The following is a 22,906-nucleotide window of genomic DNA, read 5'->3' on the forward strand; positions in this document are numbered from 1 at the left end:
CAGTCCCGCGGGGGCGCCCCGCAGGAAACCGAGCCCTCCGCCGCCCGTCCCGAGGACCACGGCCCCGTCCGCTACGGCCCGCCCCTGCCCCCAGACGGAGTCCCCGTCCTGCCCCTCCTCGCCGGCGCCCTCGCCTCGGCGGCCTCGCGCGCGGACGCCGAGCCGGTCGGGGGCGGTACCGGGATCCGGGAGGCCGCGTGCGGGTACTGGGCCCGGCGGGGCGTCGACGCCGACCCCGCGCGCGTGGCCGTCGCCCCCGGTGCGCCGGCCCTGCTGCTGGCGCTGACCGCGGCCCTCGGCGGTGACGTGCTGGTGCCCAGGCCCTGCGCCGCCTGGTGGGCGCCGTACGCGCGCCTGCTGGGGCGGCCGGTGTTCCATGTCGCGACGCCCGCCGAGTGCGGGGGAGTGCCGGACCCGTACGCCCTCCTGGAGACCGTCCGCAGGGTCCGCGAGGAGGGCGGGCGGCCGCGCCTGCTCGTGCTGTCGCCGGCCGACGACCCCACGGCCACCGTCGCGCCCCCGGAGGCCGTGCACGAGGCCGTGGAGGCCGCCGAGGGGGCCGGACTGCACCTCGTCGGCGACGAGACCTGGCGCGACACCGTCCACGCCCCGCACGACACGGTGTTCGTCAGTCCCGCCGAGATGCTCCCCGACCGGGTCACCGTCGTCAGCGACCTCGCGGGCGCGCTCCTGCCGTCCGGCTGGCCCGCCGCGATGGCCCGCTTCCCCCGCACCCCCGCCGGAACGGCCCTCCACGCGCGCGTGCTGGACGTCCTCACCGCCCTCGACGCCCGCGTCGCGACCCCGGTCGCGGCAGCCGCCGCCCGCGCGCTGGAGGAACCCGACGAGGTCACCGCGCGCGTGCGGTCCGTCGCCCGCCTCCACGCGCGCGTGGCCGACGCCCTGCACCGCGCCGTCATAGACGCGGGCGCCCTGTCCCGGCCCCCGCGCGCGGGACGCCATGTGTACGTCGACCTGGGCCCCCTGCGGTCCGCGCTCGCCGCGCGCGGGGTCGGCGACGCCCAGGAGCTGGAGGACCACCTCACCGGACGGCTCGGCATGCCCGCGCCCGGCGGACACCGGTTCGGCGACGACCTCGGCGCCCTGCGCGTGCGCCTGTCCACGGGCGCCCTGCTCGGCGCGACGTACTCCGAGCGGGCGGAATGCCTCACATCACCCTCGCCGTTGGAACTGCCACATGTGCACCGCGCGTTGACCCTCGTGAGGTCGGTCCTGGCCGGCCTGAGCGACGAAGCCCGGCGATGGGAGCCTCGATGACGCAGCACCCCGAGATGACAGCGTCCACGACCGCGTCCACGACCACGCGGGACACCGGCGTCCCGGCGGACCCCTCCTCCCTCGCGCCCCCGTACCCGCCGCTCGCCGAACCCCGGCCGCTCGGGGAGCGCAGGGTGTGGCCGCGGGCGTTCCACGACCGGCTGACCGCGCCGCTGCCCGGCCTCAAGGCGCTGGCCCGCTTCGCCCGCGAGGGCTCGGTCCGGCCCGGCGGACAGGGCCTCGCGGACGTCGCCCGGCTGCCCGTCACCCCCGGCGCACCGCCCCGCGTGGACGCCGCCACCATCGCCGTCACCTGGGCCGGACACGCGAGCTGGGTGGTGAGCGTCGGCGGGCTCACGGTCCTCACCGACCCGGTCTGGTCGCGCCGCATCCTCGGCACACCCGCGCGGATCACCCCCGTCGGCGTCCCCTGGGAGACCCTCCCGCCCGTCGACGCCGTCGTCATCAGCCACAACCACTACGACCACCTCGACGCCCCCACCCTGCGCCGCCTCCCGCGCGACACCCCGGTGTTCGTGCCCGCGGGCCTCGGCGCCTGGTTCCGGCGCCGCCGCTTCACGCGCGTGACGGAGCTCGACTGGTGGGAGGCCGCCGAACTGTCCGGCGTGCGCTTCGACTTCGTGCCCGCCCACCACTGGTCCAAGCGCACCCTCACCGACACCTGCCGCTCCCTGTGGGGCGGCTGGGTCCTCACCGCCCCCGACGGGCGGCGCGTCTACTTCGCCGGGGACACCGGCTACGGCCACTGGTTCTCCCGCATCGGCCAGCGCTACCCCGGCATCGACCTCGCGCTCCTGCCGATCGGCGCCTACGACCCGCGCTGGTGGCTCAGCGACGTCCACTGCGACCCCGAGGAGGCCGTACGCGCCGCGCGGGACGTCGGCGCGCGCCGGATGGCGCCGATGCACTGGGGGACGTTCGTGCTGTCCGCGGAACCCGTCCTGGAGCCCCTCACGCGGGTGCGGGCCGCCTGGGAGGCGGCGGGGCTCGACCGGGACGACCTGTGGGACCTGCCGGTCGGAGGATCCCGGACCGTAGGCGGCTAGCGCGCCTGCGGCGCCCCCCGCAGCCGCCGCCACAGCATCGGCGCCGCGCTGATCGCCACGGTCAGCGCGACCGCAGCGACGACGCCCTCCCAGGGCTCCGGGAACAGCGAACCGCCCAGGATGCCGATCAGCTGGTAGGTCACCGCCCACGCGAGACACGCCGGCAGGTTGCCCCGCACGAAACGCCGCAGCGGCCAGTCCGCGAGGAGGCACGCCAGCATCACCGGGAGCCGCCCTGCGGGCACGAGCCGCGACAGCACGAGGACGGCGACATTGTGCTCGGCGAGCCGCTCCTGCGCCTGCGTCAGCTTCTCCTCCGGCGCCCGCGCGCGGATCGCCGCCAGCCACCGCGAGCCGTTCTTCGAGCCCATCCCGCGCCGCCCCAGCCAGTACAGCGCCGCGTCCCCGCAGAACGCCGCGAACGACGCCGTCACGAACACCAGCGCCAGCGAGAACGGCGCCGTCTGATGGAACGCCACCACGGCCGCCGAACTCACCAGCGCCCCCGTCGGCACCACCGGCACCAGCGCCCCGAGCAGCACCAGCAGGAACAGCGTCGGATACCCGATCGCCTGCTGCGTCGACTCGGCGGCCCCGGTCGACGCGTCCACCGCCAGCCACCCCCAGCTCACCGCGCGACCTCCGGACGCACCCGCTGCCCGTGCCCCAGCTTGTGCACCGCCACCCCCGGCGCGCGCTCGGCGGCCAGGCGCACGAACTCGTCACCCGGCGCATGGAACTCATGGGGGCGCACGGCGTCCATCCCGATCGGCCAGTACGTGCCGTAGTGCACCGGAACGGCACTGCGCGGCCCGAGCAGCGCGAGCGCCTGCGCCGCGCGCCCCGCGTCGAGATGCCCCTCCCCGAGGTACGGCCCCCAGCCGCCCACCGGCAGCAGCGCCACGTCGACTGGCCCGACCTCCTTCGCCATCCCCTCGAACAGCCCCGTGTCCCCGGCGAAGTAGGTCCGCGCCTCGCCCTCCACGACGTACCCCAGCGCGGGCGCGCGCTGCGGGCCCACCGGGAGCCGCCGCCCGTCGTGCCGCGCCGGGACGGCCCGCACGCGCACGCGCCCCATCACCGTCTCGTCACCCGGCCCCACCTCGGTGACGTCCAGGTGGGACAGGCGCCGCAGCCCCGGGACGGCGCGCGGAGCACCCCGGGGCACCAGCAGGCGTGTGCCCGGCGCGAGCCGCGCCAGCGAGGGAATGTGCAGATGATCGGAGTGCAGGTGCGAGACGAGCGCCACGTCCGCCCGCAGCGCCTCCTCGGGCGGCAGCGCGCCCCGACGGCGCCGCAGATGCGCGAGCCGGCGCGCGAACAGGGGGTCGGTCAGCAGGCGCACGTTCGAATCCTCGATCGTGCAGGTGGCGTGACCCCACCAGGTGATCTCCACCGGCACCCCTTTGCCTCCTTCGCGCGACTCCCCCGAAGCCTACGGGCAGGAGTAGGGTCGGCGGCGAAACCCAGAGGTGAGGGGGCGCCATGGGACCGGTGCGCGTCACGGCGATCGCGAGTCTGACGCCGCTTCAGGAGCTCGACGACGACCCCTTCCTCGTGGACTCTCGCACCCAGCACGCCATCTGCGCCCGCTGGGCCGAGGAACACGGCTACACCGTCGTCCGCGAACTCGTCGTCAGCGGTCTGCGCGCCGACCACTGCGTCCTGTGGGACGGCGTCCGCCCCGGCGCCGACCTGTTCGTCGCGCCCAGCGCACGCGTCCTGGCCAGCGCCCTGTCCTCCGTCGAGGAGTTCACCGCCGAGTGCGCCCGCCGAGGCGTACGGGTGGAGACCGTGGGCGGCGCGGAGCCCGCCTACGACGCCCAGATGAAGGCCCGCGTCCACCGCAGGCTGTCCATGCCGACGGCCGGGTACGACGGCCGGTAGGCGGCTTCCGGACGGCGTTGTCAGTGGCGTGTGACAGGGTGGAGCCGTGAAGAGCGGAGGGCACTGGCGGCGGATCGCCAGTCAGATCGGGCGCAGCGTCACGGTATGGGCGGCGTCCACCCTCACGATGCTCGTCCTCGCCGGGATCCTCCCCGACTTCCGCCTCACCTCGAACGACGGCGACAGCGCCACCCGCATCGCCGTCACCGCCGGCGCCGGAGCCGCCGTGTTCGGCGTGCTGTCCGCGCTGGCCTGGCCCGTCCTCGTGCGCCTGCTGCTGCTCGTGCCCGCACTCGTCCTCGGCCTGCTGGTGTTCGCGCTCAACGGCTCGCTGCTGCTGGTCGCGCTGCGCGTCAACCCGTCCGCGCAGGGCGCCGCCGCCCCCGAGACCGCCGTGATCGTCGCCGCCGTCATGTCCGCCGTCGCCTCCGCGACCGGCGGCGCGCTCGCCGTCCGCGACGACGACGCCTACCGCCGCCGCCTCTACCGCCTCGCCGACCGGCGCCGGCGCGGCGGCCCCGCCAGCCCCCAGACGCCCGGGACGGTCTTCCTCCAGTTCGACGGCGTAGGCCACGACCTGCTTCACACCGCCGCGCACACGGGCCTGATGCCGACCGTCGCCCGCTGGCTCGACGCGGACGGCGGCAGCCACCGCCTCACCCCCTGGCGCACCGACTGGTCCAGCCAGACCGGCGCCAGCCAGCTCGGCATCCTGCACGGCTCCAACCACGACGTCCCCGCCTTCCGCTGGTACGAGAAGGACACCCGGGAGGTCATGGTCTGCAACCGCCCCACCAGCGCCGCCGAACTCCAGCGCCGCGCGGTCGAGCGCACCCGCGACAGCGGCCTCCTGTCCGCCGACGGCGCGAGCCGCGGCAACCTCTTCGGCGGCGGCGCCGACGAACAGGCCCTGGTGCTGTCCATCGCCGCCCGCCGCCGGCGCGAGAACCGCTCCCGCGCCGGCTACTTCGCCTACTTCTCCGACCCCGCCAACGCCGTCCGTACGGTCCTGTCGTTCGGTGCCGAGGTCGCCCGCGAGATCGGCCAGTCCACCCGCGCGCGGATCCGCCGCAGGCGCCCGCGCGTGAAGCGCGGCGGCCTCTACCCGCTGGTGCGCGCGTTCGCGACGGTCGTCGAACGGGACGTCGTGGTCGCCGCCGTCATGGGCGACATGCTCGCGGGGCGTACGTCGGTCTACGCCGACCTCGTCGCCTACGACGAGGTCGCCCACCACTCCGGGCCGCTCAGCCGGGACGCCGAGAAGGTCCTCGCCCGCCTCGACCGCTCCCTCGCGCTCATCGAGAAGGTCGCCGAGCACGCGCCGCGCCCGTACCGCGTCGTCGTCCTGTCCGACCACGGCCAGAGCCCCGGCGAGACCTTCCAGGCCCGCTACGGCCTCACCCTCGGCGACCTCGTCCGCGCCGGCTGCGGGCTGCCCGTGCCGCGCCGCGCCGAGCGTACGCACAGCGGCGCCGAGGCGCGGGCCGCCGTCCGTGCCGCGCTGCGCAGGCCCGTCGAGGAGCGCGGCGAGCGCCACCGCCCCTCGCGCCGCTCCGAACCGATCGTGCTGGCCTCCGGGAACCTCGGCCTGATCTCCTTCCCCGACGTCCCGCACCGCATGACCAAGGAGGAGATCGACGCCCGCCACCCCGCGCTTCTGACGACCCTCGCGAACCACCCCGGCGTCGGCTTCCTGCTGGTGGCCAGCGCCGAGCACGGCGGGGTCGTGCTCGGCGCGTACGGGGCGGAGATCCCGGTCGCCGAACTCGCCGACTGCCAGGGGCCGTTGGCCTCCTTCGGGCGCGGCGCCGCCGACGCCGTACGGCGCACGCACGGCTTCCCGCACACCGCCGACGTGATGGTCAACTCCTTCCACGACCCGGCCGACGGGGAAGTCCTCGCCTTCGAGGAGCAGATCGGGTCGCACGGCGGGCTCGGGGGCGCGCAGGGCAAGCCGTTCCTGCTGTCCCCGCGCGCGTTGTCGGAGCCGGTCGGGGAGGGGGAGGAACTGGTGGGCGCGGAACAGGTGCACCAGGTGCTGAGGCGGTGGCTGGGGGAGGCGAACGGGCCGCAGGTGCCGGTGCGGGACACGGACGAGGACCGGCAGGCGGCATGAGCCGGAGAGGCCGTACGAGCCGAAAATGAGCTGCGGACCCCCGTAGCCCCCGCCCAGACTGGCCCGATGCAGGCAGCCGTCACCGTCACCCCCTCCCGCCTCCCCGAACTCCTCCTCGGTCTCGCCACCGTGCGGCCGGTCTTCGTCTGGGGCGCTCCCGGCATCGGGAAGTCCTCCCTGGTGCGGGAGTTCGCCGCCTCGCTGGGCCTGGAGTGTGTGAGCCTGCTGGGGACGCAGCTCGCGCCGGAGGACCTGATCGGGGTGCCGCAGATCCGGGACGGCCGCTCGGTGTTCTGCCCGCCGGAGACCATCGCCCGCGACGAGCCGTACTGCCTGTTCCTGGACGAGCTGAACGCGGCCACCCCGGACGTGCAGAAGGCGTTCTACTCGCTGATCCTCGACCGCCGCATCGGGAACTACGAACTCCCCGAGGGTTCGATCGTCGTCGGCGCCGGCAACCGCGCCACCGACAACGCGCTCGCCCGCCCCATCGCCTCCGCGCTGGTCAACCGCCTCGCCCACGTCCACCTGGAGGTGTCCGCGAAGGACTGGCTGGCCTGGGCGGCGGGCGCCGGCATCCACCCGTGGATCCTCGACCACCTCACCGACCGCCCCGACCACCTCTGGTCCAAGCCCCCGAAGACCGAGGAGCCGTTCTCCACGCCCCGCTCCTGGCACATGCTCTCCGACGCCCTGCACTCCTTCGGCCAGGGCCTCGACGAGGAGACCCTCAAGGTCCTCGCCCACGGCACGCTGACGCCCGCGCACGCCACCGCGTTCAGCGGGTACGTCAAGATCGTGCGCAGCCGCTTCGGCATCGAGGCCGTGCTGCGCGGCGACGCCCGCTGGCCGCACCGCGTCGAGGACCGCGACCTGCTGTACTTCCTCGCCGAGTTGTTCCGCGAGCGCCTCGTGAAGGAACTCCCCGCGAGCAAGGAGCACATGTCGGCGAACGGCCGCCAGACCGCGCACCGCGCGAAGTCGCTGCTCGTCCAACTCGCCGAGATCTCCGTGGAGATCGCCCAGGGCGTCATCGCCTCCGACGCCGACGGCAACCCCGTCCTGCCGTCCTGGTTCCTCGTCGAGGCGGCCCGCGACATGCCCCGGCTCGTCGAGGCGCGCAAGTGAGCCGGGGCGGGCGGCAGAAGAAGAAGCGGGACGTCGCGGGGGAGGCGTTCGCCGAGGGCATGCGGCTCATGCGGGCCAACCCGGCGCTCAACTCCGTACCGCTGAGCACCTGTCGGCACGAGGACTGCCGATTCGCGCCCCGCGAGGGCCTGTTGCGGGTGCTGTCCGACGGTGTCGCCCACGCCCACCCCACCCGGCTCGCCGAACCCGCCGACTGGGCCTGGGCGTTGGCCCACGCCGCCCTCCACCTCGGCTTCGGCCACGTCCCCGCCGCGCGCGGCGAACGCGTCCAGCCGGACCGCTTCGACCTCGCCGCCCGCTGCGCCGTCGTCAACCGCTTCCTGCTGACCTTCCCCGTCGGCCGCACCCCCGCCGACCTCCCGCCCGCCTACCCCGACGGCGACGAGGAGCAGCTCGCCGCCCGCTGGCGCCGCGACGGCGTCCCGCCCGCCTGTGAACGCTGCGGAACGGCAGGCGGCGAGGCCGACCAGATCCTCGTCACCTGGACCGACAAGTACACCCAGCCCCCGGACTGGCAACCGGAGTTCGCGCACGCCCTCACCCGCACCATGAGCGCCGCGATGGACGTCGCGGGCGGCAGGCGCGACAGCCTCACCGGCCACCGGGAACCCCTGCGGCCCTGGCAGCGCGCGCTGAGCTGGTTCGTCTCCTCCTACCCCCTCCTCGGCGGCATCGCCGCCGGCATCACCCTCGTCGCCGACGCCGAACTCGCCCGCGCCCACGACATCTCCGTCGCCGCCGTCGACGCCGAGGCCGGCGAGATCTACGTCAACCCGCTGTGCCAGCTCGACGACGAGGAATGGCGGTTCGTCCTCGCCCACGAGATGCTGCACGCCGCCCTGCGCCACGGCGACCGCCGGGGCCCCCGCGACCCGTACCTCTTCAACGTCGCCTGCGACTACGTCGTCAACGCCTGGCTGCGCGACATGCAGGTCGGCGTGATGCCCGAAGGGTCGCTGTACGACGCCGAGTTGGCCGGACTGTCCGCCGAGGAGGTGTACGACCGGATCGTGGGCGACCTGCGCCGGATGCGCCGCCTCGCCACCCCGCGCGGCAAGGGGCTCGGCGACATCCTCGGCGGGCCCGTCGGGGCGCCCCGCGACCATGTCGACCTCGACGAGTTCTACCGGCGCGGCCTGTGCCAGGGCTTCGAACTCCACGACCGGCAGCAACGCGGCCTGCTGCCCGCCGGGTTGGTCGAGGAGATCCGCGCGCTCAGCCATCCGCCGCTGCCGTGGGACGCTCGACTCGCCCGCTGGTTCGACGAGTTCGTGCCCCGGCCCGAACCCGTGCGGACGTACGCCCGGCCCTCCCGGCGACAGGCCGCGACCCCCGACATCCCGCGCGCCGGACGGTACTTCCCGCCCGAGGAGGTCGAGCGCTGTACCTTCGGCGTCGTCCTCGACACCTCCGGCTCCATGGACCGCACGCTGCTCGGCAAGGCGCTGGGCGCGATCGCGTCGTACGCCGAGGCGCGGGACGTACCCGCCGCGCGCGTGGTGTTCTGCGACGCCGCGCCCCACGACGCCGGGTACCTGGCGGTCACCGAGATCGCCGGGCGGGTGCGGGTGCGCGGGCGGGGCGGGACCGAACTCCAGCCGGGGATCGACCTGTTGCTGCGCGCCGACGACTTCCCGAAGGGGGCGCCCGTACTCGTCATCACCGACGGGTGGTGCGACGTGCTGAGGGTGCGGCGGGAGCACGCCTACCTTCTTCCACAAGGACGACGGCTGCCGTTCACCGCACGAGGGCCGGTCTTCCACGTGCGGTGAGGCGGGAGTGTGATCGGATAGGGGCACGGCGTCCCGGGACCGGGGCCGACCTGACAGCGAAAGGGAATCAACCGTGGCCACCACGCGCACCGCACACACCGTCTGGGAAGGCAACCTGGCCGAGGGGAACGGCACCGTCTCCTTCGACTCCTCCGGCATCGGCTCGCAGGCCGTGTCGTGGCCGTCGCGCGCCGAGCAGGCGAACGGCAAGACCAGCCCGGAGGAGCTGATCGCCGCCGCGCACTCCAGCTGCTTCTCCATGGCCCTCTCGCACGGCCTCACCGGCGCCGGCACCCCGCCCACCCGGCTGGAGACCAAGGCCGACGTCACCTTCCAGCCCGGCACCGGCATCACCGGCATCCACCTCACCGTCCGCGGTGAGGTTCCCGGTCTGGACGCGGACGGTTTCGCCGCCGCCGCCGAGGACGCGAAGAAGAACTGCCCGGTGAGCCAGGCGCTCGCGGGCACGACGATCACGCTGACGGTCGAGTCCGTCTGAGTCGCGGCCGTCCCTGAGCGCGCGGGTTCCCCTCGGCGGGGGCCCGCGCGTTGTGCTGTGCGGCGGCGAGCGCCGGACCGCGCACCGAGGCCCCCCACACCAGCGTGCGCCCCCGGCCCGCGCACCGAGGCCCCCTTGACAACCCCCCGCTCAAGTTTTGTGCTGGGGAGATCCGAGGCACCCGGACGGAAGGGGACGGCGATGGGACGGCCGGTCGGGATCGACCTGGGGACGACCAACTCGGTGGTGGCGGTGCTGGAGGGCGGCGAGCCGACCGTCGTCGCGAACGCGGAGGGCGCGCGGACCACGCCGTCCGTGGTGGCGTTCGCCAAGAACGGGGAGGTGCTGGTCGGGGAGGTCGCCAAACGGCAGGCCGTCACCAACGTCGACCGGACCGCCCGGTCCGTGAAACGGCATATGGGCGACGGGAGTTGGCGGTTCCCCGAGCAGGGCGACATCGACGGGACGCGGCTACGGGCCCAGGAACTGTCCGCGCGCGTCCTCCAGAAGCTCAAGCGGGACGCGGAGGCGTACCTCGGCGAGGACGTCACCGACGCCGTCATCACCGTCCCCGCCTACTTCGACGACGCGCAGCGCCAGGCGACCAAGGAGGCCGGCGAGATCGCGGGCCTGAAGGTGCTGCGGATCATCAACGAACCGACGGCCGCCGCCCTCGCGTACGGACTCGACCGGGGCGACGAACAGACCGTGCTCGTCTTCGACCTCGGCGGCGGCACCTTCGACGTGTCGCTCCTGGAGATCGGCGAGGGCGTCATCGAGGTCAAGGCCACCAACGGCGACACGCTCCTCGGCGGCGACGACTGGGACCAGCGGATCGTGGAGCACCTGGTCAAACGGTTCAAGAGCCAGTACGGCGTCGACCTCGGCAAGGACAGGATGGCCGTCCAACGCCTGCGCGAGGCCGCCGAGAAGGCGAAGATCGAGCTGTCGTCGTCCACCGAGACCACCGTCAACCTGCCGTACATCACCGCCTCCACCGAGGGCCCCCTCCACCTCGACGAGAAACTGACGAGGGCTCAGTTCCAGGAGCTGACCGCCGACTTGCTCGACCGCTGCCGCACCCCCTTCCACCAGGCGGTCAAGGACGCGAAGATCAAGCTCGCCGCCGTCGACCACGTCATCCTCGTCGGCGGCTCCACCCGGATGCCCGCGGTCTCCGACCTGGTACGGGAGTTGACCGGCAAGGACCCGCACCGGGGCGTCAACCCCGACGAGGTCGTGGCCCTCGGCGCGTCCCTCCAGGCCGGCGTCATCCGGGGCGACGTGAAGGACGTCCTCCTCCTCGACGTCACCCCGCTCTCCCTCGGCATCGAGACCAAGGGCGGCATCATGACGAAGCTCATCGAGCGCAACACCACGATCCCCACCCGGCGTTCGGAGATCTTCACCACCGCCGTCGACAACCAGCCCTCCGTCGGCATCCAGGTCTACCAGGGCGAACGCGAGATCGCCGCCTACAACAAGAAGCTCGGCGTCTTCGACCTCACCGGCCTGCCGCCCGCCCCGCGCGGCGTCCCGCAGATCGAGGTCGCCTTCGACATCGACGCCAACGGGATCATGCACGTCTTCGCGAAGGACCTCGCGACCGGCCGCGAGCAGAAGATGACCGTCACCGGCGGCTCCGCCCTGCCCAAGGACGACATCGACCGCATGATGCGCGACGCCGAGCGGTACGCCGACGACGACCGCAAACGGCGCGAGTCCGTCGAGACCCGCAACCAGGCCGAGCAACTCGTCTACCAGACCGAGAAGTTCGTCCGCGAGAACGAGGCGAACGTGCCCGCCGAGACCCGCGCGGAGGTGGGCGCGGCGGTCGACGAGCTGAAGACGCTGCTCCAAGGGGAGCGGGACACCGCCGAGTTGAGGGCCGGCGTCGAGAAACTCTCCGCCGTGAGCCAGCGGATGGGGCAGGCGATGTACGCGCGCGCCCAGGAGACCCAGGCACCGCAGGAAGCACCGGAGGCGGACGGCGTGGTGGACGCCGAGATCGTCGACGACGAACGGGAGACGGGCGAACGGGAGACGAAGGGCGGAGCCGCCTAGAAGAGGGCACGGCCGCCTGGAGGCCGACCGCCAAAAACACCCCGAGCATGCGTACAGTGGCCGAAAGAGGTGCGAACAGGGGGAGCGGACATGAGGACCAGGGAGCCGGCCGACGCCGAGCAGATGATCGCGGAGGCCCGCAAGGCGTTCTTCGTGATGTTCGCCTTCGTGGCCGTCGTCTGGGCGGTCCAGCTCGCCAACTTCGCCGACGACTACGGCCTCTCCCGCGACTACGGCATCGTCTCCGGCGACGCGGGCTCGCTGCCGCACATCCTCACCGCCCCGTTCCTGCACTGGAACTGGGCCCACCTGGAGAGCAACTCGGGCCCCCTGTTCGTCTTCGGGTTCCTCGCCGCGTACCGGGGCGTCGCCAAGTTCCTCGTGCTGTCCGGGCTGGTCGCCGTGGTCAGCGGCGCGACCGTCTGGCTCTTCGAGGCCGACCGCGTCTCGACCGTCGGCGCGAGCGGGCTGATCTTCGGCTACTTCGGGTACGTCGTCGTCCGCGGCCTCTTCGACCGGCACCTCGTCGACAGCCTCATCGGCGTCGTCATGGGCGCGTCGTTCGCCTACCTCCTCACCGTCGCCGTCCCCGGCACCCCCGGCGTCAGCTGGCTCGGGCACCTCGGGGGGCTCGTCGGCGGGCTGCTGGGGGCGTGGCTGCTGCGCGACCGCCGTACGAAGGCCCCGAAGAGCGAGCCGGCCGCCCCCTCACTGGCCGGCGGATCCGCCCCCGAACTCCCGGCGTCACCCGCCGACGGCTCACGTGCCGACCTGCACAAGGAACTCAAGGACCTGGGGCTGCTCTAGCGACACGGGCCGCGCTCAGTAACTGTCCCGGATCTCCCGCAGGATCTGTAGCGTCCGCTGCGCCGACGCCGCATGCGTCGTCATATGGTCGAGGACTTCGAGATGCGCCGAGACCTCCTTGCGCGAGTCGAGATACAGCGCGCCCGTCAGGTACTCGGTGACCACCATGTCGGGAAGTTCCGGTTCGGCGAAGCGGAACAGGGAGAACGGCGCGTACGTCCCCGGATGCGGGCCCGCCGCGAACTCGGCGACCTGGAGCGTGACCCGGTCGCGCTCGGCGAACTCCAGGAGCCTGTCGAGCTGTTCGCGCATCACCGAGCCGTCGATGCTGACCGGGCGGCGCAGGACCGTTTCGTCCATGACGGTCCACAGGTGCGGCGGGTTGTCGCGCTCCAGGAGGGACTGCCGGGCCACGCGCAGCGTGACGTGCCGCTCGATGGTCTCCGGGGTGGTCTGCCCGACCGTGCCCGCCTCCAGGACGGCGCGGGCGTACCGCTCGGTCTGCAGGAGGCCGGGGACGAAGTGCGGCTCGTAGGAGCGGATCATCCGCGCCGCGCCCTCCAGGCTGACGTAGAGGCTGAACCACTCGGGCAGCACGTCGTGGAACCGCTGCCACCAGCCGGGCCGGTTGGCGTCCTCGGCGAGCATGACGAACGCCGCGGCCTCGTCGTTCGGGACGCCGTACGTCTCCAGCAGGACCTGGACGTACGGGATCTTGAGGGCGACCTCGGCGGTCTCCATGCGCCGGACCGTGGCGGGCGCCACCCGCAGGGCGCGGGCCGCCTCCTCCCGGCCGAGGCCGGCCGTCTCCCGCAGCTCCTGGAGCCGTTTGCCGAGTACCACTTGGCCCACGGTGGGCGCGGGTCGCCGCTCACTCACGCCACGTCTCCCCTACGCGTCGAGAACTGTGTGCAGTGTGTCATGTTCCGGTGTGCGTCTCACGGGGGTGAAGAGAGAAACAGGGGCGAGACTGTGGGTGCATGATCTGTGACATATCGTACGCCTTCTGGGTGGCGTGTGACATATCACGGACCGCAGTTTTACCTTTCCGGAGGCGGTAACCGGTAGGAGGGGGAGCGAAACATCGAGAGAGGAAGTTCCTTCATGTCCGCTGAAGCCCTGTCGCACGAGGAACTCGGGGAACGGCTCGCGGAACTGCCCGGATGGGGTGTCGAGGACGGCGCGCTCGGGCGCGGCTTCCGGTTCCCCTCGCACTTCGCCGCAGCCGCCTTCGTCGTCCATGTCGCCCGTATCCAGGACGAGTTGAACCACCACTCCGACCTCACCCTCGGCTACGACACGGTGACCCTGGCCGTCCGCACCCACGACGCCGGCGGCGCCCTCACCGTACGCGACATCGAACTCGCCCGCCGCGTACGGGACGCGGCGACCGCCCACGGGGCGCGCTGAGGTGCTGGACTACGACAAGGAGGCCGAGCGGTACGACGCACTGCGCGGCGGCGAGCCCCGGGCACGGGCCGCCGCCGAGGCCGTACTCGGTCTGGTCCCCCGAGATGCCCGCGCCCTGCTGGACCTGGGATGCGGAACGGGCATCGTGACCCGGCAACTCGGCGCCGCCCGACCGGCGTTGCGGGTGACCGGCGCGGACCTGACGTACGGCATGGCACGGCATGCGGCGGCCCGGCTCCCCGGCGCGATCGTCCTCGCGGACAGCCGCCGACTGCCCTTCCGGGACGGCCGGTTCGACGCGGTCACCAGCGTGTGGCTGCTCCACCTCCTGCCCGCCCCGGACGATGTCCGCCGCACCGTCGCCGAGTGCGCGCGGCTGCTGCGGCCCGGCGGGGTGTACATCACGACCGTCGACAAGGGGCCCGCGCACAACGTGGGCAGCGATATCGACGCCATCCTCGCCGAACGCCCCAGGTCACCCGTGCCGGACAGGTCCGAGACGGTCGAGGCGTATGCCGCCGAAGCGGGCCTGACCCCGGCGGGCGAGGCCCGCTTCACCGGCCGGGGGCAGGGGCGCAGCCCGCGCCGGACCATCAGCGACCTCAGGCGGGGCTGGTTCATGACCCTGCCGCCGGGCCACCCCCTCGCACCCGGCTTCGAGGAACGCCTCGCCGCCCTGCCGGACCAGGAACGGCCCCGCCCGGACCCGGAGTTCAGACTGAGGGCGTTCTGGAAAAACCTCTAGGACCGGGCAACTCCCGTACCCCCGGCGGCGACTGACCCACCAGAAGCCGTCCGTCCTTCCGGGAGGTACCCCCACCATGCAGCACCCGCACCGAAGGAAGCACACCCCCCGCCACAGACACCGCCTCGCCCTCCTCGCCGCAACGGCCCTCGCGGCGACCGGACTTGTCACCCTCACCCCCCACACGGCGACCGCCGCCACCGCCCGCCAGGTCGAGGCCCTCGACCGAGGTGTGGTGAGCGTCCACACCGACGCCGGGAACCTGGTCTCCTGGCGCTGGCTCGGCACCGACCCGAACGACGTGTCGTTCAACGTCTACCGGGCCGGCACGAAGGTCAACTCCGCCCCGATCACCGGCTCCACGAACTACTTCCACGCCGGCGCACCCAACCAGGCCGACTACACGATCCGCCCGATCGTCGGCGGCGTCGAACAGGCCGACTCCGTCCACGCGATCCAACTCCGCACCGGATACAAGGACGTTCCGATCTCCCCGCCCGCCGGCGGCACCACCCCCGACGGCGTCGCCTACACCTACGAGGCCAACGACGCCTCCGTCGGAGACCTCGACGGCGACGGCGCGCTCGACTTCGTCCTCAAGTGGCAGCCGACCAACGCGAAGGACAACTCCCAGTCCGGGTACACCGGGAACACGATCCTCGACGGGGTCAAGCTCGACGGCACCCGCCTGTGGCGCATCGACCTGGGCCGCAACATCCGCTCCGGCGCGCACTACACGCAGTTCCAGGTGTACGACTACGACGGCGACCGCAAGGCCGAGGTCGCCGTGAAGACGGCCGACGGCACGGTCGACGGCGGCGGCACGGTGATCGGCAACTCCGGTGCCGACTACCGCAATTCCAGCGGGTACGTGCTGTCGGGCCCGGAGTACCTGACGATGTTCAACGGCCAGACGGGCCGCGCGATGCAGTCCGTCGACTACGTCCCCGCGCGCGGCACGGTCTCCTCCTGGGGCGACTCGTACGGCAACCGCGTCGACCGGTTCCTCGCCGGGACCGCCTACTTGGACGGCGCCCGGCCCTCGCTCATCATGGCGCGCGGCTACTACACGCGCAGCGTGATCGCCGCCTGGGACTGGCGGAACGGCACCTTCACGCGCCGCTGGACCTTCGACACCAGCTCCTCCACCAACTCCGGCAAGGGCTACGACGGCCAGGGCTCGCACAGCCTCTCCGTCGGGGACGTCGACAACGACGGCCGGGACGAGATCGTGTACGGCGCGATGGCCGTCGACGACAACGGCAACGGGCTGTGGACCACCCGCACCGGGCACGGCGACGCGCAGCACCTCGGCGACCTGGACCCCTCGCGCGCGGGCCTGGAGTACTTCAAGGTGTCCGAGTCGACGTCCCAGCCCGCCGAGCTGTACATCAACCCCGCGAACGGCACGGTCAACTGGTCCCTCGCCGCCTGCTGCGACAACGGACGGGGCGTCGCCGGCGACATCTGGGCCGGCAACGACGGCGCCGAGGTCTGGTCGGCCTCGGACAGCTCGATCCGCGACGAGGGCGGCGCCACGAAGGGCCGCGAGCCGTCCTCCGTCAACTTCCTGTCCTGGTGGGACGGCGACCCCGTCCGCGAACTCCTCGACGGCACCCGCATCGACAAGTACGGCACCTCGTCCGACACCCGCCTGCTGACCGGCTCCGGCGTCCACTCCAACAACGGCACGAAGGCGACCCCGGCGCTCTCCGGCGACATCCTCGGCGACTGGCGCGAGGAAGTCGTGTGGGCGACGTCCGACAACACGGCGCTGCGGATCTACTCGACGCCGTACGAGACGTCCACGAAGATCACGACCCTGCTCCACGACACCATGTACCGCACCGGCCTGGCCTGGCAGAACACCGCCTACAACCAGCCCCCGCACCCCAGCTTCTTCATCGGCGACAAGATGCCGACCGCGCCGAGGCCGACGGTCTACACGCCGTGACGCCGCGCTAGTCCGGCACCCATGCCGAGGCGGGCCGCTCCCACGAGAAGCGGCCCGCCTCTTCACGCGCTTACTGCACCGAAGGCGCCGGAATCTCCTTGCCGTTCTCGTCCAGCGTCCGCGTCTGCCAGTACGTGTCCCACTTGTCCCCGACCTTCTCGGGAACCTTCCCCGCCGGGTAGCGCGCATAGCCCTTGTCGGGCTCCTGGCCGTCCGCGACGCAGGCGCTGCCCGCGCCGCCCACGGCCAGCACCGGGTACTCGCCGCCGGAGCAGATCGACTCCTCGATGGAGCAGCCGGTCAGCAGGGTGCCGGCCAGCCCGGCGAGGGCGAGCAGCGGCAGAAGGCGGTGGCGTGACATGGCGGGCTCCCTGGTCGGTGGATGCGACCAGCCTGCCAAAGGCGCCACCGCCCCCTCATGAGTAGCCGTACTCATCCGGACTGGGTGATCAGACCACCGTGCAGCTCTGGTCCCCCACCTTGAAGGCGGCCGGTTTCCCGTTCGTCCCCGACCAGCTCGCCGTGAACCCGAAACTCACGGACGACCCCGCCGCGACCCCGCCGTTCCAGCCGACGTTCTTCGCGGTGACCGCCGCCCCGGACTGCGTGTACTCGGCGTTCCAAATGGCCGAGATCGCCTGCGAGTTGGGGAACGACCAGCCCAGCGCCCACGAAGTCCACGCCGACGTACCGGTGTTGGTGAGCTTCACGTCCGCCTGGAAGCCGCCGGACCACTGGTTGGTGACGGTGTACGTGACCGAACAGGCGCCGGTGGGCTGAGGATCGCCGCCTCCGCCACCACCCCCGCCGCCCCCGCCGGTGTCGGACGTGTCGCCGTAGATCACGCCCCGCCCGTTGGTGGACACGTACACCCGCCCGTACACGCGCGGGTCACCGGTGATCGCCGCCCCGGTCCAACCCCACTGATGCGCGTCGTCGTTGACCCGGACCCAGCTCGCGCCCTTGTCCGTCGACCGGAAGATGCCGCGCACCCCGCCGATCTTCGCGCTGGTGTAGAGCGTCTGGTACGAGGCGCCGGTCGCCGCCTTGCCGAAGCCGACCGTGTCGGCCTGTTCGACGTTCGACAGCTTCGTGAAGGTCGCCCCGGAGTCCGTGGAGTGCCACAGCCCGTACGCCGAGTCGGTGGCGCCGCCCGCCAGCCAGATGTCGCCCTTCGCGCCGGGCAGCGCCTTGAAGCGGACGGTGTCACCGGCGGGCAGGCCGGTCGCGGCGGACGCGGTGAAGGTCGCGCCGCCGTCCGAACTGACGTAGAACTTGCCGGACTTGAAGCCGTAGAAGGTGCGCGCGTCGACGCGGTCCGATTCGACGATCGCGCCCGCCGGGATACCGCTCGACGCCTGCCAGGACGTACCGAACCCGGTCGTGTACTGCACGCCGGTGCCCTCGGGCGACCACACGAAGCGGCTGCCGTCGGAAGCCGCCGCGACCGTGCCGCCGCCGCTCACGCCCGAAGGGTCCGTCCCGGCGAACCAGTTGGCGCCGTTGTCGGTCGAAAAGGCCACGTGCGGACCGGAGTCGAGGTTCCCGACCCGCACGAACGTGTTCGGGTTGGTCTCCGCGAAGTCGAGGCTCGTGGTCGACGTGAAGTTCGGCTGGAGGAACATCATCGGCGGTACGGCCGTGAGGCTCGTGTGCCGGAACCCGCCCACGTCACCGAGCGCGCTGACCAGCGGGGCGCCGGCCGGCGGCGAGGCGAGGTCGTTGACGGCCGTCTCCTCCAGGCCCTGCACCATCGGTTTGATCGTGAACTGGCCCCCGGAATCCCAGTTGTTCAGGTTCTCCGTGCCGTAGATCGTCGCGCCCGTCCCGTACATCATCCGCGCCGAGTTGAACGGGTCGATCTCCAGCGCCTCGGTCATCCAGCCGAGTTTGGGCGTCTGCTCGGGCGGCGACGGGTTCGCGCCCCAGGTCAGCCACGGCGACGAGGAGACGTCCATGGTGAAGCGGTTCGCGCGGTTCGGGTACGACGTGTAGTCCCACGCCTTCGTCCAGGTCGCCCCGGAGTCCGTCGACCGGAAGAGCTGCGTGTCCGGCCACCAGGAGCTGTACGCGGTCGCCATGACCGTACCCGGCTTCTGGCGGTCGACGGTGAGGCCGCTGAAGCCGTAGTAGGTGTCGGCCTCGGCGACGGGGCTGATGTTCGTCCAGGTACTCGTGCCCGTCGCGTACCGCCACAGCTGGCCCTTGCCGCCGTCGTACGGGCCGCCCTTGTCGCTGTAGGCGAGGTACAGGTTGCCGTTCGCCAGCACGCCCTTGTGCGGGAGGTAGCCGGTCGGCTGGCCGGCGAGGCGGGACCAGGTGGCGCCCGCGTCCGTGGAGCGGTAGACGGCGTTGTCCTTGTCGGCGACGCCCACGTAGATCGTGCGGGTGGCGTTCCCGGCCGTGCCCGTCGACTCGTCGAACGTGACCCAGACGACGCCCTGGTTGTCGTTCGCGTACCCGCTCGTGTCCGTCGGATCCTGCACGTAGTTACCGGCGTTGGGGAACGCCGTCACCTGCGCCCAGGTCACCCCGGAGTCCGTCGAACGCCACAGGCCCTTGCCGCTCGGCGCGGCCAGGTACAGCACGCTGTTGCGGTTCGGGTCGACGGCCAGGCGCTCGCCCATGCCCCGGCCCGGCATGTTGCCGCCCAGCTTGAACGGCAGGTCGGTCTTCTGCCAGGTCGCACCCCGGTCGCCCGAACGCAGGATCGCGCCGTTGCCGGGGTCCCAGCTGTTCGTGTACGTGCCGACGGCCGCGTACACCTTGTTCGCGTCCACCGGGTCCGCCGCGAGGCTCGCGACGCCCGTGTGGCCCCAGTTCGTCCAGCCGACCGAGTCGAGCAGCGGCGTCCAGGTCTTCGACGACTCCTGCCAGCGGTACGCGCCGCCGATGTCGGTGCGCGCGTAGGCGAGGTTCTTCTCCTTGCGGCTGAACACGATCCCGGGGACGAAACCGCCCCCGTCGATCCGCGCGTTCTTCCAGGTGTACGACTCCGCCGCGAGCGCGGGCCTGGCGTCGGGGGCGGTGGCGAGGGCGGGTGGGGCGCCCGCGAGCAGTCCGGCGCCGAGCGCCAGCACGGTCGTGAGGATGCGGGTTCTTCGCACGGTGGGGGTTCCTTCCTCGTGCTGCCATGTGCGGGAAGAAAACGGGTACGACCGGGCGACCCCCTGTGCGGGTGGGGGTCGCCCGGCGCAGATACACGGAGCCACGGGCCCTGTCACCGGGCCCAGCGGGGACTTATTCGAGCAGCTCCGCGTACGAACCCAGGGCCAGTGCGATGTCGGCCTGGGCCCAGAACCGGTGGTACGTGAACGAGGGCGCCGCTCCGCCCGCGAGATATGCCTCGATCTTCGACCAGTTGGGGTCGTTCTTGTAGAAGGACCTCAGGGAGATGAAGGTCGAGGAGGAGTTGATGGTGTCGCCGTTCGGCATCTTGCCGGTCCAGCCGCTCGGGACGTACACGCCGTCGTCGAAGCGGTTGTAGTCGGCCCGGGTCTCCGGGGTCGCGATGCCCAGGCTGTCCTGGTAGTGCGACCACATGCCGTCGAGGAGGGCCTTGGCGACCGTCTTGGCCTGCGCGTGACCGGACTTGGCGGCGTAGTACGTCAACGTCCGTGCGTACGCGCCCGCCACGCCGACGTCGTTGGTGTAGTCGACGACGCTGACGTGAAGTCCCGTGTTGGCGCCGGGACTCGACGCGTTCCAGGTGTCGGGCTGGCCGGACCAGGAGAGCGTCGCCGGGAACCGGTAGGTGCCGTCGGGGTTGACGGTGGTCTGCGACAGCGCCCAGGTGACCCACTTGTCGAGGACCGCCTTGGCGGCCGCGTTCCCGGTCTGCTGGTAGTACTCGGCGACCCGCTCCATCGACCACGCCTGGAACCCGAACCACTGGTTCGACGGCGGGTCGTGGTAGACGGGCTGCTGGTCGTAGTACATGCCGTAGAAGGTCGACTTCCCGGCCGGGGGAGTGGCGTACCGCCCCGCCCAGCTGTTCGTCGCCCCACCCGCGATGGCGCCCTCGTTCGACTGGAGCCAGCGGTAGAACTCGAGTTGGCGGGTGAGCGAGGTCGCCCAGTCCGCGGACCCGGTCGCCGACTTCGGCTTCAGCGGCGCGTAGGCGCTGAGCGCGTACGCGGCCAGGGGGTTCTGGTAGCCGCTGTGGCTGTGGCTGGAGCCGATCCGCCAGGCCCAGCCCGCCGAGGTGTCGGTCGCGCCGCCCCAGGCGTAGTACCAGGACATCAGATAGGCCGAGGAGTTCTTGCCGGAGCCGGCCGCGCAGGCGGACGGACCGACACAGTTGCCGATCTTCTTGAAGTACTTGTCGTACATCGAGTACCGCAGATAGTCGCCCATCTTCGCGGCCTTGCCGACGGCCGCCGAGACGTCGGCGCCCTTGCCCTGCTGCTTCGCCCAGACGTCCGCCCAGTACGCGGCCTGCACGGCGCGCGCGTCGGCGTCCGGCGCGTTGGTGAACTTCCACTGCTTCGCGTAGGAGGCGTCACCGGTGAACAGGTCCAGGTAGCCGTTCGTGCCGCCGTACTTGAACTGGTCGCAGGTCGGCTGCGGGATCGTCTCCCACACCGATTCCTGCGCGCCCCGCTGGAAGGTGTTGATGTACGAGGGACCCGTGTCGGCCGGCCCCGCCTCGCACTTGCCGGGCGCGTTGCCGTACCCGTAGACGTTGTCCACGTCCTGCAGCCAGTGCATGCCGTAGATGTCGTCCGTGCCGTACGCGGACTTCAGCTCGGCCGCGATCGGGTCCTGGCCCACCGAGATGGAGGTGTCCAGGCGTGCCGGGTACTCGTTCGGGGTGTCCAGCTCGGGCGCGTACGTGGCCGGCTTGGACGCGTTGTAGAACGAGTTGGTCGGCTGGTCGGCGTGGGTGGGGATCATGTACTTCTCCATGAGGTCCCACGCGCCGTTGAACTTCGACCAGTCACCGGTGATCCTGCCGTACGTCGCCTGGAGCCACAGCAGGTAGCTGTACGCCTCGGACGTCGTCTCGTGGCCCTGGTCGGGGGCCTCGACGATCAGGGTCTCCACCGAGTGGTACGGGATGCCCTCCGGCGAGAAGTAGCCGTTCGCCGGGTTGGTGATCTTCCCGTACAGCTCCAGGAACCGGGCGTCGTACGTCTTCTGCCCGGCGATCTGGGTCGCTGTGACCGTCGCCTTCGCGAGGCCGGCCGCCGTCGAGTCGAAGGCCGCGGCCCCGGTGCCGGTGGCGTTGCCGGTGATCGTCACCGTCTGCGCCGTGTTCCAGTTCGACGGGGTGAAGGTGAGCGAGGCGCCGCCGGTCACCGAGAGGCCGGTGTTGCCGGAGACGCGCGCGGTGGTCACCGTCACGTTCGACGAGGGCTGCGTCGACAGCCGCAGCGTGTACGTGCCCGTCTTCCCCTGCTGGACGGCGAGTTGGGTCACCGAGGCGACGACCGCCGGGCCCGAGGCCACGGTGATCCCGACCGGCGTCGAGGTCCCGGCCGCGCCCAGGCTGTCGTACGCCTTCGCGACCAGGGAGTGCGCGCCCGCGGCCAGGCCGGTCGCGGAGAACGTGTACGGCGCGGTGGTGTCCGTGCCGAGCAGGGTCGTGTCGTCGTAGAACTCGACCTTGCTGATCGTCGCGTTGTCCGCGGCGGCGGCCGTCGCCGCGAGCGGCACCGGGTCGCCCTGCGTGTAGATCGCGCCCGCGGTGGGGCTGGTCAGCACGGTGATCGGCGGCTGGTGCGCGCCGACACAGGCGGTGCCGTTGATCGTGAAGCTGGTCGGCGCCGCGTTGGTGCCGCTGTACGTGAACTGGGCGCCCGTGGTCACGGCGGCGCCGGCGGCGATGTTCGCGTTGTAGGTGGCGCTCTGCACGGAGACGGTGCTGCCGGACTGGGTCCAGGTGCCGTTCCAGCCGTTCGACAGCTTCTGGTTGCCGCTGTACGAGTAGCCCAGCGTCCAGCCGTTGATGGGGTCGGTGCCCCGGTTGGTGATCGTGAGGTCGGCGGTGAAACCGCTGCCCCAGTCGTTGGTCTTGTAGTCGACGCTGCACTGAAGTGCCGCCGCCTCGGCGGTACTTGTGAGCGTGCTCAGGGTGGCCAGCGGGAGCGCGAGGGCCGCCACGGCGGCGGTCCACAGGCGCCGCGTCCTACGGCGTCTGCGTCGTGGGTCCATGT

18 protein-coding genes are annotated in these 22,906 nt (G+C 72.2%); 12 read left to right on the top strand and 6 right to left on the bottom strand.

The window, feature by feature from the left end:
* The first annotated feature begins 84 nt into the window (after positions 1-84).
* Positions 85-1,278, top strand: a complete 1,194-nt coding sequence (locus ACLZOT_RS18380; protein WP_416970075.1) for an aminotransferase class I/II-fold pyridoxal phosphate-dependent enzyme — start codon at positions 85-87, stop codon at positions 1,276-1,278.
* Positions 1,275-2,345, top strand: a complete 1,071-nt coding sequence (locus tag ACLZOT_RS18385) for an MBL fold metallo-hydrolase (protein WP_416970023.1) — start codon at positions 1,275-1,277, stop codon at positions 2,343-2,345. Before ACLZOT_RS18380 ends, ACLZOT_RS18385 begins: the two co-directional genes overlap by 4 nt.
* Here ACLZOT_RS18385 and ACLZOT_RS18390 read toward each other — a convergent pair.
* Positions 2,342-2,977: a DedA family protein gene (locus ACLZOT_RS18390; protein WP_416970024.1), complete on the bottom strand. Its 636-nt coding sequence runs from the start codon at positions 2,975-2,977 to the stop codon at positions 2,342-2,344. The genes ACLZOT_RS18385 and ACLZOT_RS18390 overlap by 4 nt on opposite strands.
* A complete protein-coding gene (locus ACLZOT_RS18395; RefSeq protein ID WP_416970025.1) occupies positions 2,974-3,747 on the bottom strand; it encodes an MBL fold metallo-hydrolase in 774 nt (257 codons plus the stop codon). Before ACLZOT_RS18395 ends, ACLZOT_RS18390 begins: the two co-directional genes overlap by 4 nt.
* An 83-nt stretch (positions 3,748-3,830) precedes the next feature.
* Here ACLZOT_RS18395 and ACLZOT_RS18400 point away from each other — a divergent pair, with 83 nt between their 5' ends.
* From ACLZOT_RS18400 to ACLZOT_RS18430, 7 genes are all read left to right on the top strand, one after another.
* A complete protein-coding gene (locus ACLZOT_RS18400) occupies positions 3,831-4,232 on the top strand; it encodes a hypothetical protein (protein ID WP_416970026.1) in 402 nt (133 codons plus the stop codon).
* Between the two features lie 46 nt (positions 4,233-4,278).
* Positions 4,279-6,348 carry an alkaline phosphatase family protein gene (locus ACLZOT_RS18405; RefSeq protein ID WP_416970027.1) on the top strand — a complete coding sequence of 690 codons (2,070 nt, stop codon included), beginning with the start codon at positions 4,279-4,281 and terminating at the stop codon, positions 6,346-6,348.
* A gap of 66 nt (positions 6,349-6,414) precedes the next feature.
* Complete coding sequence (locus ACLZOT_RS18410; RefSeq protein ID WP_416970028.1) at positions 6,415-7,476, top strand: ATP-binding protein; 1,062 nt, start codon at positions 6,415-6,417, stop codon at positions 7,474-7,476.
* Complete coding sequence (locus tag ACLZOT_RS18415; protein WP_416970029.1) at positions 7,473-9,269, top strand: DUF2201 family putative metallopeptidase; 1,797 nt, start codon at positions 7,473-7,475, stop codon at positions 9,267-9,269. The genes ACLZOT_RS18410 and ACLZOT_RS18415 overlap by 4 nt, the downstream gene beginning before the upstream one ends.
* A gap of 73 nt (positions 9,270-9,342) precedes the next feature.
* Entirely contained in the window at positions 9,343-9,768 is a 426-nt protein-coding gene (locus ACLZOT_RS18420; RefSeq protein ID WP_416970030.1) for an OsmC family protein, read from the top strand.
* 201 nt (positions 9,769-9,969) lie between these two features.
* Positions 9,970-11,832 (top strand): molecular chaperone DnaK, encoded by a 1,863-nt coding sequence (gene dnaK / locus ACLZOT_RS18425; RefSeq protein WP_416970031.1) that lies wholly within the window; start codon positions 9,970-9,972, stop codon positions 11,830-11,832.
* A gap of 90 nt (positions 11,833-11,922) precedes the next feature.
* Positions 11,923-12,639 carry a rhomboid family intramembrane serine protease gene (locus tag ACLZOT_RS18430; RefSeq protein ID WP_416970032.1) on the top strand — a complete coding sequence of 239 codons (717 nt, stop codon included), beginning with the start codon at positions 11,923-11,925 and terminating at the stop codon, positions 12,637-12,639.
* 15 nt (positions 12,640-12,654) lie between these two features.
* On the opposite strand, the gene ACLZOT_RS18435 is transcribed toward ACLZOT_RS18430, so the two are convergent.
* Positions 12,655-13,518, bottom strand: a complete 864-nt coding sequence (locus tag ACLZOT_RS18435; RefSeq protein WP_416970033.1) for a helix-turn-helix domain-containing protein — start codon at positions 13,516-13,518, stop codon at positions 12,655-12,657.
* Positions 13,519-13,743: 225 nt separating this feature from the next.
* On the opposite strand from ACLZOT_RS18435, the gene ACLZOT_RS18440 reads away from it, so the two are divergent.
* From ACLZOT_RS18440 to ACLZOT_RS18450, 3 genes are all read left to right on the top strand, one after another.
* A complete protein-coding gene (locus tag ACLZOT_RS18440) occupies positions 13,744-14,049 on the top strand; it encodes a 4a-hydroxytetrahydrobiopterin dehydratase (RefSeq protein WP_416970034.1) in 306 nt (101 codons plus the stop codon).
* A gap of 1 nt (position 14,050) precedes the next feature.
* Complete coding sequence (locus tag ACLZOT_RS18445; protein ID WP_416970035.1) at positions 14,051-14,794, top strand: class I SAM-dependent methyltransferase; 744 nt, start codon at positions 14,051-14,053, stop codon at positions 14,792-14,794.
* Positions 14,795-14,870: 76 nt separating this feature from the next.
* Positions 14,871-16,748, top strand: a complete 1,878-nt coding sequence (locus ACLZOT_RS18450) for a rhamnogalacturonan lyase (RefSeq protein ID WP_416970036.1) — start codon at positions 14,871-14,873, stop codon at positions 16,746-16,748.
* 70 nt (positions 16,749-16,818) lie between these two features.
* Here ACLZOT_RS18450 and ACLZOT_RS18455 read toward each other — a convergent pair whose 3' ends face one another.
* From ACLZOT_RS18455 to ACLZOT_RS18465, 3 genes are all read right to left on the bottom strand, one after another.
* The gene (locus ACLZOT_RS18455) at positions 16,819-17,109 is read right to left on the bottom strand and encodes an SCO0607 family lipoprotein (protein ID WP_416970037.1); all 291 of its coding nucleotides are present in this window, start codon (positions 17,107-17,109) and stop codon (positions 16,819-16,821) included.
* Positions 17,110-17,197: 88 nt separating this feature from the next.
* The gene (locus ACLZOT_RS18460; protein WP_416970038.1) at positions 17,198-19,855 is read right to left on the bottom strand and encodes a cellulose binding domain-containing protein; all 2,658 of its coding nucleotides are present in this window, start codon (positions 19,853-19,855) and stop codon (positions 17,198-17,200) included.
* A gap of 133 nt (positions 19,856-19,988) precedes the next feature.
* On the bottom strand, positions 19,989-22,904 hold the full coding sequence (locus tag ACLZOT_RS18465) for a glycoside hydrolase family 48 protein (RefSeq protein ID WP_416970039.1): 2,916 nt from the start codon (positions 22,902-22,904) through the stop codon (positions 19,989-19,991).
* Positions 22,905-22,906 lie beyond the last annotated feature (2 nt).

Source organism: Streptomyces sp. 4F14 (genome assembly GCF_048159485.1).
Taxonomy (GTDB): domain Bacteria; phylum Actinomycetota; class Actinomycetes; order Streptomycetales; family Streptomycetaceae; genus Streptomyces.

Excerpts from the sequence above, each read along its gene's own strand:
- ACLZOT_RS18385 (WP_416970023.1), top strand. The coding sequence starts at position 1,275 with ATGACGCAGCACCCCGAGATGACAGCGTCCACGACCGCGTCCACGACC.
- ACLZOT_RS18400 (WP_416970026.1), top strand. The coding sequence starts at position 3,831 with ATGGGACCGGTGCGCGTCACGGCGATCGCGAGTCTGACGCCGCTTCAG.
- ACLZOT_RS18410 (WP_416970028.1), top strand. The coding sequence starts at position 6,415 with ATGCAGGCAGCCGTCACCGTCACCCCCTCCCGCCTCCCCGAACTCCTC.
- dnaK (WP_416970031.1), top strand. The coding sequence starts at position 9,970 with ATGGGACGGCCGGTCGGGATCGACCTGGGGACGACCAACTCGGTGGTG.
- ACLZOT_RS18430 (WP_416970032.1), top strand. The coding sequence starts at position 11,923 with ATGAGGACCAGGGAGCCGGCCGACGCCGAGCAGATGATCGCGGAGGCC.
- ACLZOT_RS18440 (WP_416970034.1), top strand. The coding sequence starts at position 13,744 with ATGTCCGCTGAAGCCCTGTCGCACGAGGAACTCGGGGAACGGCTCGCG.
- ACLZOT_RS18450 (WP_416970036.1), top strand. The coding sequence starts at position 14,871 with ATGCAGCACCCGCACCGAAGGAAGCACACCCCCCGCCACAGACACCGC.
- ACLZOT_RS18455 (WP_416970037.1), bottom strand. The coding sequence starts at position 17,109 with ATGTCACGCCACCGCCTTCTGCCGCTGCTCGCCCTCGCCGGGCTGGCC.
- ACLZOT_RS18465 (WP_416970039.1), bottom strand. The coding sequence starts at position 22,904 with ATGGACCCACGACGCAGACGCCGTAGGACGCGGCGCCTGTGGACCGCC.